This is a genomic window from Shewanella sp. 10N.286.54.B9, assembly GCF_041468565.1.
In the GTDB taxonomy this organism is placed as follows: Bacteria; Pseudomonadota; Gammaproteobacteria; order Enterobacterales; family Shewanellaceae; genus Shewanella.
This window is the reverse complement of the sequence record NZ_JBFRIY010000053.1, coordinates 1-12,232: the sequence shown is the minus strand read 5'-3', so window position 1 is coordinate 12,232 and position 12,232 is coordinate 1. Positions and strand designations below refer to the sequence as shown.

The window sequence follows — 12,232 nt, the reverse complement described above, 5'->3', positions numbered from 1 at the left end:
GCTTGTCTCGATAAATCAAACTGCCGACTTGCAGTGGCTAGCTTTACTGTGCCTTTTTCTTTGGCAATCCAGAGCGCTCGGCTAAGTACTTTTTTTCTAAATCGATACCATATTCATTCTTTAACAGTTCAACCATATCGCCATAAATCATGTTCTTCATTTCTAGATTAGAAACTTGTTTCTCTAGGCGTTTGATTTTCTGGGCTGGCGTTTCTTTAGATTTGGACATAAGAGAGTGCTCAATAGGCTGCGTCCAGTCTAATCTACCATGCTTTCTTAGCCATGTAAGGACGGTACTTCGACCTTGGATCCCGTAGTGGTTTTGAGCTTGTTTATAAGTTAGCTCGCCTTTTTCTACCAGGCTAACGACTGCTAATTTAAAGCCTAATGTGTAATCACGTTGTGTACGTTTATTGCTGATTGAACTTGAAGGTTTCATAGATAAGTCTCCAAAGTGTCAACTTATCTCAGGACGGGACACATTAATTAACACTTAAACCAGCAACTTATTTGCTGGCTTTTTTATTTTTAATGTTGCGATATGAGCCTACATACTACAAGCTAATCTAGTCCTGCCTAAATTGAATTAAACTATCCTCAGTCTTCAGTTAGAGTTATCTAATGCCATTCATATTTTTATTCACTCGAAAGTGCTGCAAGTATCATGTTGCTGTTTTGTGTGGTTAAACTGCTTTTTTGATAAGGATATTATGAAGCATGAAATCTATATTTTCCCTACTATTAATCTCTTTTTGCTTAAGCGGTTATGCTTACAGCGATGACTTTAATTTGGACTTTGAAAAAGTAAAAAATAACAAACCCGTTGGCTGGGTGGCATACGGCACTGATGACAAACAAATCTCAGTTGACCAAACGACTGTGCAGCAAGGTAAATACTCGCTAAAAATGACTAACTCCTCTGGTACATCAAAAAAACAAAATTGGAGTGTTCGACTGCCAGCAAAATACCAAGGGGAAAAAATAAGCTTAAGTGGTTATATAAAGGCTGATAACGTTCGCAATGGTGTAGCTGGTTTTGCAATGAGCATATCGCCATCAATCGCTTATGATGCAATGCAGGGTAGGGAAATTAGCGGTACAACAGATTGGCAACAGTACAGAATTGAATTGGATTTACAGTCAGCAAGGGCAAAAGAGATTATTTTTTCTGTCTTTTTAACTGGTACAGGAACGATTTGGGTTGATAACTTACAGTTGTTGATTGACGGTAAGCCTATCGAAACTGCACCTTTAAGAGAGTTATCCTTAGCTGAACAAGATAAAGAATTTGATAAAGGTTCAAATATAAACTTAACAGCGCTGACTGAGCAGCAGGTGGATAATCTTACTTTGCTGGGTAAAGTATGGGGTTTTCTTAAGTATCATCATCCTGAAATTGCGAAGGGTAATTACAACTGGGACTATGAGTTATTGCGTTTCTTACCAAAGTATCAGCAAGCCACATCAGTTCTAGCGCGAGATCAGCTGCTATTAAACTGGATCAATGACCTAGGGACTGTGTTGCCTTGCGAAACTTGTAAGCCGACGGCAAGCGATGCTTATGTTAAGCCAGACTTCAATTGGATAAACGCTCATCAGTTATCAAGCGAGCTGCAGCAAAAGCTGCAATTTGTCTATAACAACCGCCACCAAGGAGATCATTACTACATTGGCTCTGTTGAAGGTGTCGGTAACCCTATTTTTCGCAATGAGGCAAGCTATGCCAACATGCCTTTTCCTGATGACGGTTTTAGATTACTAGCACTGTATCGCTACTGGAATATAATTCATTATTATAACCCCAATAAACACCTTACAGACAAAGATTGGAGAGCGGTATTAAAGCAATATATTCCCGTTTTTGTTGCTGCAACTAGTGAGCTTGAATATGAGCAAGCAATGTTAAAATTAGTCTATGATGTGCAAGATAGTCATGCCAAAATTGATGGTGGACACAATGCCTATCAAGAGCTTTTAGGTCATAACCGAACAGCGGTCATCACCGAGTTTATTGAGAGCCAGTTAGTGGTTACGGGATACTATAATTTAGATTTAAAACAAGCATCCGGGCTCGAAATCGGTGATGTGATAACATCAATTAATGGCGTCAAAGTTAGCGATTTAGTTGAGCAGTACCGACCCTTAACTCCTGCTTCAAACAATCCGGTACAGCTGCGATTCATTAGTTGGGATCTGTTACGTTCAGATAAAAGCTCCGTTAAAATTAGCTATCGCTCTGGATCCTCTGCGGGGGAAAGACTGTTACCGCTCTATGGCAGAAAGCAATTAAAATTAGGTGAATACTTCAGAGAAAGGCGTAAAGCTTTGAGCTTAAAAAGTATCGATGGCGATATTGGTTACGTAATGCTAGCAAGTATTGTTAAATCTGATATCAAAAAGATTGCTGAAGAGTTTAAAGATAAAAAAGGCATAATTGTTGATATCAGAGGCTATCCAAACACCTTTATAACGTATCAATTGGTTGAAATATTCACCAGAAAAGCCACTCCTTGGGTGCGGTTCAGTGCTATGAACCCCAATAATCCAGGAGAATTTAATGTCGGCGAGTCATTAAAAACGGTAGGCAATGAAGACAGTTACCAAGGCAAGCTGGTGGTATTAGTGAATGAAAAGTCACTGAGTCAAGCTGAGTTCACCGCTATGGCATTAAGAGCGGGTGATAATACCACTATAATAGGCAGTACCACTGCAGGCGCCGATGGTGATGTATCACCTATCTACTTACCGGGTAATATTAGCACTCGATTGTCAGGCATAGGGATTTACTACCCAGATGGCTCAGAAACCCAAAGAGTGGGGATCGTGCCGGATATAGAAGTGCTGCCCACGATTGCGGGAGTAAGGGCTGGCAGAGATGAGTTGCTAGAAAAGGCGATAGAAATAATACGCTTATAACGTCTTTACAAGTTATTACAGCCCTGTCGAAGCAAGCTGTTTTCTGTAGGAGAACAGCTTGCAATAAGCTTTCCAGAATAGTTTATATTTGCTCAAGGTATTGGACAGTATCGAATATTTGTTTGATATTATTGGCGCTAAATTTAGCGGTGCAGCAGTGGCCGTTTTGGCTAGCGTAGCGCTGCACAGATTGATTCAGTTGCTCTAATGTAAGCTGCGCATAAGTGCGTTGAAGCTGTGGTAGCGATGATGTTGATTCCGCAGTAATCAAATAGCTGCTAGCGTCATAATCGATAATAACACTGTCTTGTAGCACACCGAGCATGGCAGTTTGTTCACACCAATCCGTTAGCGATTCAATGCGTAGTAGATCATCGCTACCTTTTTGCAGCAGTATAATGGGCCAGCGAAGCTGCGCTAATTGCATCGTCATTGATTGTCCTTTTGTCGTATCTTGTTAGCAATCTTAACTGGTTATTGCAATACTACACCTATTAACGCTCAAGCCCAGTGAACTAGTCCTAGAGCTAAAGTGTCGGCAAGCATGGTAAATATTGATTGAGTCTAATTTACTCAGCGTCGGTTGTTTCGAGAATAATTTGTTCTTTACGATCAGCCAGCATGATAATGGTGCTGGCATTATTGGTGATGAGGTTATCGAAATGAGTATTCATTTCCTGAATCGATTCAAGGTAGTCGGGATCGGTGGCTTCTTTCTTCTGCCAGTATCGATTGCGTTCTAATTTCTGTAGTTCGCTTGCGCGTAATATTTCAAAGTAGCTGTTTTCTTGCTTTAAGCGATACACTTCACTGTCTAATAATTGCAGCAAACGCTCTTTAGAAATAGTTTGTTTTTGCAACAGGGCTTGCAGCGGGTCGATAGTGGTGCTGCGCTTATCTGAATCTGTTTCGGTGGTGATCCCCAACTGATACTCAATTTTATGCTGACGGTACTCTTTAGGGCAGGAGTGCTGGCTAAAGACGATCTTGTCATCTTTAATGCACTTAAAAATACTGCTTGCTACAGCGGAACCACTAAACATTAAGCAAAGTATTGAGAGTATGACTTTCGTCATTGGGTTAAATATCCTTTTAGCCACAGATTCCATTACCAATCTCATCCATATTCCGTGAGCACTTTTAGCGATGCTTGGTATTACTGTCGATACAAATGTGTGGTTTGTGTAATAAGCATACTATGACGTAACTCGAAAGATAAAACCAGTTTTTTGACGCTGGATTACGATGAGAAATTATGTAGTAAAGTTAGGTGAAATGCGGTTGTATAGATTTTATTTGTGTTCAAAGTTCAAAATATTGACGTGTTACCCAGTCTAGACAATGAAATGAAGCCGACTAAAACAGTAGGCAAAACTATAGCAGCTCAAGCCTGACGGCTTGAGCTAAGAATAGGCTACTTAAGTTTGACGACTAGGTTATCGATTAAGCGTGTTGCGCCCATATAAGCGGCGGCCAAAATGACCAGTTCTGTATCGCTATCTTGAGCCTTATTGAATGTCTTAGCACTACGAATATCAAGGTAATCATTGTCAAACCCTGCAGAGGTAATTGCTATATTCGCTGCGCTGATAACCTTGTCAGTTTGCTTACCGGCTTTAAGTTCGACTGCCATTTTATCTAAGGTTTGTTTAAGCGCTGCGGCTTGCTGTTTCTGCGTTGCAGTTAAGTAGCCGTTACGTGAGCTCATTGCGAGGCCTGAATCTTCGCGAATTGTTTCGACACCGATAATTTCAATCGGCATAGAAAGATCTTCAACCATGGTCTTAATGACTAACAACTGTTGAAAGTCTTTCTGCCCAAACACTGCGATATCAGGCTGAACAATATTAAACAGCTTGCACACGATAGTCGCAACGCCGCGAAAATGGCCTGGGCGACTTTCGCCACACAGTTGATCTGAAATCAGTGGCACTTCAACATAGGTTTGTGCCTCCATTCCTTTCGGATAGATAATACTAGGTGTTGGGGTAAACAGTAATTCAGCCCCAGCTGCAATGAGTGCATCTTGGTCGGCAACTAGGGTGCGCGGATAGGCATCTAGATCTTCATTTTGACCAAATTGCATTGGGTTAACAAAGATAGAGGCCACTACATGGTCGGCACGTGATTTCGCTTCTTTAACCAAAGTAAGGTGGCCAAGGTGTAAGTTACCCATGGTTGGCACAAAGGCAACGGTTTCGCCTTTCATGTGCCACTCTCGAACTTGCTCGCGAATAGCACTTATTGAATCTGTGGTGATCATTATTGACTGCTCTAACACTTTCTAAGTTTATGGTTCAAATACAGGTTTAGCTAATCGCTTAGTTAAAGGTATGCTCTTCAGCAGGGAAAATACCTTGAGCAACTTCGTCAATATATGCTCGGACTGCACTACGGATCTCACCTGTTTGCTTGAGGTAATTTTTAGAAAAACGTGGGATGTAGCCACTAGAAATACCGAGTACATCGTGCATCACTAGGATCTGACCATCGGTGTCTGCTCCCGCACCAATACCGATGACAGGTATGGCTAAGGCTTCGGTAATTGCTTTAGCTAGTGGTGCAGGAATGCACTCCACAACAAGTAATTGCGCGCCAGCGGCTTCTAGTGCCTTAGCTTCATCGAGAATGCGCTGAGCATTGTCAGCATCGCGGCCCTGGATTTTGAAACCACCAAAAACATGTACTGATTGCGGCGTTAACCCCAAATGAGCACAAACCGGAATACCTCTCTCGGTAAGCATTTTAACGCTTTCTAGCAACCAGTGGCCACCTTCAACTTTGACCATGCTGGCACCTGCTTGCATTAGCGTGGTGGCGTTAGTCATAGTTTGCTCTGGAGTGGCATAACTCATAAAAGGCATATCAGCGATGAGTAACGAGCGCTCAATGCCACGGCGAACGCAGCGAGTATGGTAGGCAATATCGTCAACGGTTACAGGCAGCGTATCGTTATGTCCTTGAAGTACCATTCCCATAGAATCACCGACTAATAGCACGTCAACGCCTTCGCTATCGAATGCGTTTGCAAAGCTGGCATCATAGGCCGTCAATGCAGTGAATTTCTTGCCTTCACTCTTGAAGGTTCTCAATGTGGAACTCGTAATTTTGGACATAGTGGTAATTTTAAAACCTAAATGGTGAAGTTGTTATAAGCCAAGTGGCCCTGAACTTCAATGTTCATGGAGTCAAACTTCTTTACTAATGTGAATAGTCTATCAAAAAATGGCCATGAAAATGAATTCTCTAGCTAGTGCTACTACGCGAGTTGTAGTTCGGCAACCAAAGCGTCTGTTATTAAACTGCTTAACGGTACTTCATCAGGTAGTACAAGTGTTGGGGTTAGATCAAATAACGGCACTAATACGAAGCTGCGTTGCTTCATTCCATAATGAGGCACTATCAGGCGAGGTAGTTTTATCTGTTCATTGCCATATAGCAGCAGATCTAAATCTAAGGTTCTAGGTCCCCAGCGAACCGTTCTCAGTCGGCCTTGTTCATTTTCGATTTTTTGTAGTGCGTCGAGCAAGGCAATGGGAGTGAGTTCTGTTTTAAAGCCGGCGACGGCATTAACATAATCGGGTTGCTCAACATCGCCCATTGGCACTGAGCGATAATAGGGCGATACCGTTAATGAGTTTTCTGCGGCAATACTCAACAATGCTTGGCAAGCATTGTTGAGCTGTTCGATAGGCTCGCTTAAGTTAGCCCCGAGTGCGACATAAACTTGGATCATTATTCTGCAGGTTTGGGTGCTGCTTTATCAGAAGGCTTACGACGACGGCGTTGAGAGTTGCGATTACGGCCGCCTTTGTTAGTCGATTTTGCAATAACATTGCGTTGATCTTCGCTACCTTCAACAAAGCTCTTCCACCATGCAGCATTCTTAGCGACAGTGCCGCCTTCAGCTGCGCCTCTAAGTAATAACAGATCATAGGCGGCTCTAAATTTAGGGTGCTCTATAAATCTAAATGCTTTAGTGCCCTTGTTGCGTTCAAAACGCAATTGTAGTTGCCAGATCTCTTTAGTTACCGTGCTAAAGCGACGTGGGATACTGATAGAGCGACATTGTTGCTCCATAATATCGCCCATGGCTGCTGTATAGGCATCATATAAGCTTAGGCCGCTTTCAACCGCGATATCATCAGCACGTTGCGTAAGCGGGTACCAGAGCATTGCTGCGTAGAAGAATGCTGGGGTGACAGGTTTTTCTTGTTCAATACGTAAATCGGTATTTTCCATCATCTCTTGTAGAAGCTTGGCGATAGGCCCGTGAGGCGCTTCGTTGAGCTGAGCATCGACAAGTGGGAATAAAGGCTCAAATAGGCCAAAGTCACGCATCATGTTGTAGTTTTGTGCGGCTTTACCTGCGAAGAATAGTTTCAGTACTTCTTCATACATACGTGCAGCCGGAATGCCTTTGAGCAAAGAAGCTAAATTATGGATAGGATCTGCTGCAGCAGACTCTATGGTCATATCCAATTTAGTGGCAAAGCGCACAGCTCGAAGCATGCGTACTGGATCTTCGCGGTAGCGAGTCTCTGGATCACCAATAAGACGAATAGTGCGTGATTCTAAATCTTGTAGTCCACCGCCGTAGCTATGGATAGAGAAGTCACTAATATCGTAGTAGAGCGCGTTAACTGTAAAGTCACGACGTTCGGCGTCTTCATCGATTGAGCCATAGACGTTGTCGCGCAGTAGACGGCCCGATTCGTTGGTCTTGGAGATCTTCTCGCCACTATCCACATGGTGGCCACGCAATGTTGCGACTTCAATGACATCACGGCCAAAAACAATATGCGCAAGACGGAAGCGTCTGCCGACAAGACGGCAATTACGGAATAGGCGTTTTATCTCTTCCGGCGTCGCATTGGTTACCACGTCAAAATCTTTTGGCTGCATTCCCAATAGAATATCACGTACACCGCCACCCACTAAGTAGGCCTTAAAGCCTGACTTGTGTAGCCTGTAGAGTACTTTGATCGCATTTTCGCTGATCTGTCTACGAGAAATTGAGTGCGCTTTTCTAGGCACAACTTCTAAACTCAGACCTTCCTGAGTATCTTCTTCAGCTTTTGGACTATCGTCAAATAACTGTTTACAGAATTGGCTAATACGGCGAAAAATGGGACACCTCTGATTTGGATCTTAACTTAGGTAAAAACAAGTGGGCTATGATAACTCAATTAAAGCTCAATGAGTATACGATTCAGTTCACGTAATAAGGAGTATTTCAGATTGTATAGGTACCTTCGTCATATCAAACTGGCTAATTGCTTGCCCTAGCATCTTAGTAACGTCTGTTTCAGGTACAACTTCTGCTTGGCCTAAAAAGGTGAGTGCGGCATTAATACTGGCTTGTGGCTTAACAATATCAATTGCTGCAGCATGATTTTGTTTGGATAATTTACGGCCTTTTTCAGCGCAGGCTAACGGTAGGTGCAGCCAATCAGGGCTGGGGCCATTTAACAGCTTAAACAGACTTATCTGACGACAGGTAGGTTCGAGCAGATCTGAGCCACGAACGACTTCGGTGATCTGTTGATAGATATCGTCAAGTACTACTGCCAGCTGATAAGCATATAAGCCATCGCTACGTTTAATGATGAAGTCTTCAGCGGCAAATTGGCTATCGACTGCAATAGTGCCTTTTAGCAGATCTTGGAACTGTGCCACGCCATAACGGTTTCGAATGCGAATCGCTCCTGTTTTATGGGGCTGAATACGCGTTCCACATCGACCATCATAACTGCCGCCCATGGTTTTAATCTCTTTACGAGTGCATTGGCAATAGTAAGCGTTATCCGTTGCCAGCAATTGGTTAATCTGTTGCTGGTAAACATCCAGTCGCTGGCTTTGATAAAGCACTGTGCTGTCCCAATGCATACCATAGGCTGCTAGTGTTTTGAGTATTTGATCGCTAGCACCAGCAATTTCGCGCGGTGGATCAATATCTTCAATACGCACTAGCCATTGGCCGCCCAAAGAGCGGGCACGCAAAAAACTGCCGAGGGCAGCAATCAATGAACCAAAATGAAGTGGGCCAGAAGGGGACGGTGCAAAGCGACCGATATAGGGTGTCGAGTTAACCATGACCAAAAGAACAAAAGAGCGGAGCTTGAGCTCCGCACCTTATGATAGCGTTTAACCCGCCATCTGCTTTTCTTTGATCTCTGCAAGTGTCTTACAGTCGATGCACTGATCGGCTGTTGGACGAGCTTCCAGACGGCGAATACCGATTTCGATACCGCAAGAGTCACAGAAACCAAAGTCTTCTTCTTCGATTTTCTGTAGCGTCTTTTCAATCTTCTTGATTAGCTTGCGCTCTCTATCACGAGCACGCAACTCTAAGCTAAACTCTTCTTCCTGGGCAGCACGATCGACAGGATCTGGGAAATTGGCTGCTTCGTCTTGCATGTGATTAAGAGTACGATCGACTTCTTCACGCAATTGGTTACGCCAAGCTTCAAGAATTGTTTTGAAGTGAGCAGACTGCTCCTCATTCATGTACTCCTCACCGGGTTTTTCCTGGTAAGGTTCTACACCTGCGATAGCGAGCACGCCGAGTTTTTTAGTGCCTTCTGGCATAACGCATCTCCTGTTAATCATTTGCGTTGTAGGGCGTCTGTATAATAACGGGCGCTATCTATATCAGAAACCCACGATATAGGCAAATAATTTGTGTTATCTGGACTCTATTCTTTGACTATGTCCGCTATTAAGAACAATTTCAACTGTATATTCTGAATTAGAGTTTAACCGGGCAGGATTTAACCAAACTCGCAGCTATGGGCGACATGTCAGCACTATAAGCTAACACCTCCACTCCAGTTGCATGGGCTTCGCTGAGTAATTTGGCATAGGCAGGATCAATATGTTCAGCAGCTTTGACTGAGTGTATTCCTGTATGCTGAACAACAAAAAGCAATACCGCTCTGTGTCCTTGCTCTACCATCTCCATTAATTCGCGTAAATGTTTTTGACCGCGGGTGGTAACTGCATCGGGAAAATATCCTTGCCCGTTCTCGAGTAAGGTACAGCTCTTGACTTCAACGTAGCAGTTAGCATGCATGTGGCTGGTTAGTAATATATCTATGCGGCTGTTTTCACTGCCATACTTCACTTCTCTGCGCAGCGAGTCATAGCCTTGTAACTCCGCTATAGTACCATTGTTAATTGCTTCTTCGGCTAAGGCATTAGCGCGGCCAGTATTAATGCCAATGATATCACCGTCAGGGGTTTGGGCTTGTTCCCAGGTGCGGCTGTACTTACGCTTTGGGTTGTCTGAGACTGAAAACCACACCTTGCTACCTGGAAATAAACAGTTACGCATCGAGCCGGTATTTGGGCAGTGAATGGTGACCTCACTGCCATCTTCTAATGTGATATCGGTGAGAAAGCGCTTATATCGTTGAATGAGCAGTCCGCTGTCAAATGTGGGAATGAATTCCATCTCTACTACCAAGTTAAAACTGAATTAGCGCTAGGTTAACAGAGATCTTAAGCTGAGAATGAGAAATATTCATTCGTGGGAGTTTAGTATTGGCTCCCTGGTATTCTAGAATATCCTCATTAATTACTGACTTTAGATATCAACGGCAATCCAGTAAACTCAGCTGAAAATAATAAGCGAGTCGAGGGCGTCACTGCTTATCGATTCACATTTTAAGGACCGAAAATGACGGATTTAATGAAAGTAACCCTCACTCAAGATGCGCCTGCAGCTCATTGGGGAAAAGCCAATATTAGTTTTCAGAACGATGTGGCTTCAATCCATATAAAGGTGGGCGATATTCCACGCCAAATTCAGCAAGCTGCGCGAAAACTGCAAAGTCAGGGGGTAAGCGCTGTATCTCTGCAAGGCGATCTTTGGACTGTTGAGACTCAATGGACCTTTGCCCAAGGGTTTGCGACGGCTAAAGCCAAACCACAAATTCAGTGGGCTGGCGATGAGGCTAGCAAAAAATTGCTTAATGATCGCTTAGAGAGCGCTAGCTTTGCCCGTGATTTAATCAATGAAACGCCTGAAAACTTGTCTCCTATGGCGTTGGCGACTCGCGCCGCTAACTGGCTGAGTGAAATAGGTGGCGATCAAGTCAGCTATCGCATCATAGAAGGTGAGGAGTTGTTGGAGCATCAGTGGATAGGTATCCATGCCGTTGGTCGCGGTAGTGAGCGTCCACCTGCTTTGTTGGAGGTTGATTTCAATCCGTTAGCAGCAGATGCGGATGTCTCAGTTGCTCTTGTCGGTAAGGGGATTACGTTCGACTCAGGCGGTTATAGCATTAAAAGCTCCGAAGGAATGCTGGGCATGAAGTGCGATATGGGCGGAGCTTCTACTGTCACTGCGGCACTGGGTTTAGCCATTAAATCAGGTTTGAATAAGCGCGTTAAACTATTCCTATGTTGTGCTGAAAACTTGATCAGCGGTCATGCCTATAAGTTGGGTGATATCCTGACTTACAAGAACGGTGTAACGGTAGAAGTGGTGAACACCGATGCTGAGGGGCGTTTGGTACTTGCTGACGGTCTGCAGGCCGCTTCAGAAACTGGTGCGCCACTCATTATTGATGCAGCAACACTAACCGGTGCTGCGTTTATGGCTGTTGGCACTAATTACAATGCGATTTTCTCGCCAAAAGCAGAAGTACTAGCATTAGCACAGCAAAAAGCACTGGCAGTGGGTGAGCGAGTTTGGCCATTGCCGCTGGACCCTTGGCATATGGAAAGTTGCCCAAGCCCTTATGCAGATACGGCCAATAGCCGTGCAATGAAAGGCGGAGGAGCAGGAGGAGCATCCAATGCTGCTGGCTTCCTATGGCGTTTTGTCACTCCAGAAGCGAATTGGTTACACATAGACTTAGCCTCTGCATTTTCAGATTCTGGCGATTCGTTGTGGGCTGCGGGCGGTACTACCCATGGCGTACTGACAATCGCAGGCTTATTGGAAGACTAGCAAAAGCGATGGGCACAGTATTAACAGTGGCCATCGAATAGTCGTAACGGTATAAATAAAAGCCACCTAAAAGTAGGTGGCTTTTTAGTATTAACAGCACTAAGTGTAAGCCCTTTCAAAAATAATCCTCTTTAGCTTTGGTATTTAAGCAATATTCTGTTGAATGGTTATACCAATTCCATTAAAGATGTGATCAATTCAGAGCTTTCTCAGGGCATTCAATTCAAGGCGCATTGTGGAAGAAATGGTTATTCCCTTTTAAGATAATGCAACGCAGCAGTGAATGTCCTGAGAAGCTCACTGCGTGCGGCTGATGTTTAAGGCGTGAGGAAATCCCTTAATACGGCGCAAGTGGCT

General features: G+C 43.8%; 11 protein-coding genes and 1 pseudogene. 2 read left to right on the top strand and 10 right to left on the bottom strand.

The window, feature by feature from the left end:
- Nucleotides 1-439: pseudogene (locus AB4135_RS17980) on the bottom strand (IS3 family transposase); the annotation flags it as partial.
- Nucleotides 440-717: 278 nt separating this feature from the next.
- Here AB4135_RS17980 and AB4135_RS17975 point away from each other — a divergent pair.
- Nucleotides 718-2,916, top strand: coding sequence for a S41 family peptidase (locus AB4135_RS17975; RefSeq protein WP_371994833.1), 2,199 nt, complete (start codon nucleotides 718-720; stop codon nucleotides 2,914-2,916).
- 82 nt (nucleotides 2,917-2,998) lie between these two features.
- Here the strand turns inward: AB4135_RS17975 and AB4135_RS17970 are convergent, their stop codons facing one another.
- From AB4135_RS17970 to sfsA, 9 genes are all read right to left on the bottom strand, one after another.
- Nucleotides 2,999-3,349: a DUF4144 family protein gene (locus tag AB4135_RS17970; protein WP_371994832.1), complete on the bottom strand. Its 351-nt coding sequence runs from the start codon at nucleotides 3,347-3,349 to the stop codon at nucleotides 2,999-3,001.
- Nucleotides 3,350-3,485: 136 nt separating this feature from the next.
- Entirely contained in the window at nucleotides 3,486-3,992 is a 507-nt protein-coding gene (locus AB4135_RS17965; RefSeq protein WP_371994831.1) for a DUF4124 domain-containing protein, read from the bottom strand.
- 338 nt (nucleotides 3,993-4,330) lie between these two features.
- Nucleotides 4,331-5,179: a pantoate--beta-alanine ligase gene (gene panC / locus AB4135_RS17960; protein ID WP_371994830.1), complete on the bottom strand. Its 849-nt coding sequence runs from the start codon at nucleotides 5,177-5,179 to the stop codon at nucleotides 4,331-4,333.
- 58 nt (nucleotides 5,180-5,237) lie between these two features.
- Nucleotides 5,238-6,032, bottom strand: a complete 795-nt coding sequence (gene panB / locus AB4135_RS17955) for a 3-methyl-2-oxobutanoate hydroxymethyltransferase (protein ID WP_371994829.1) — start codon at nucleotides 6,030-6,032, stop codon at nucleotides 5,238-5,240.
- Between the two features lie 143 nt (nucleotides 6,033-6,175).
- A complete protein-coding gene (folK, locus tag AB4135_RS17950) occupies nucleotides 6,176-6,652 on the bottom strand; it encodes a 2-amino-4-hydroxy-6-hydroxymethyldihydropteridine diphosphokinase (protein ID WP_371994828.1) in 477 nt (158 codons plus the stop codon).
- Nucleotides 6,652-7,953: a polynucleotide adenylyltransferase PcnB gene (gene pcnB, locus AB4135_RS17945; protein WP_371994827.1), complete on the bottom strand. Its 1,302-nt coding sequence runs from the start codon at nucleotides 7,951-7,953 to the stop codon at nucleotides 6,652-6,654. The genes folK and pcnB overlap by 1 nt, the downstream gene beginning before the upstream one ends.
- 180 nt (nucleotides 7,954-8,133) lie before the next feature.
- Nucleotides 8,134-9,012 carry a tRNA glutamyl-Q(34) synthetase GluQRS gene (gene gluQRS, locus AB4135_RS17940; RefSeq protein WP_371994826.1) on the bottom strand — a complete coding sequence of 293 codons (879 nt, stop codon included), beginning with the start codon at nucleotides 9,010-9,012 and terminating at the stop codon, nucleotides 8,134-8,136.
- 51 nt (nucleotides 9,013-9,063) lie between these two features.
- Complete coding sequence (gene dksA / locus AB4135_RS17935) at nucleotides 9,064-9,507, bottom strand: RNA polymerase-binding protein DksA (RefSeq protein WP_020914366.1); 444 nt, start codon at nucleotides 9,505-9,507, stop codon at nucleotides 9,064-9,066.
- Nucleotides 9,508-9,667: 160 nt separating this feature from the next.
- The gene (gene sfsA, locus AB4135_RS17930) at nucleotides 9,668-10,372 is read right to left on the bottom strand and encodes a DNA/RNA nuclease SfsA (RefSeq protein WP_371994825.1); all 705 of its coding nucleotides are present in this window, start codon (nucleotides 10,370-10,372) and stop codon (nucleotides 9,668-9,670) included.
- A gap of 225 nt (nucleotides 10,373-10,597) precedes the next feature.
- On the opposite strand from sfsA, the gene pepB reads away from it, so the two are divergent.
- Nucleotides 10,598-11,875: an aminopeptidase PepB gene (gene pepB / locus AB4135_RS17925; RefSeq protein ID WP_371994824.1), complete on the top strand. Its 1,278-nt coding sequence runs from the start codon at nucleotides 10,598-10,600 to the stop codon at nucleotides 11,873-11,875.
- Nucleotides 11,876-12,232 lie beyond the last annotated feature (357 nt).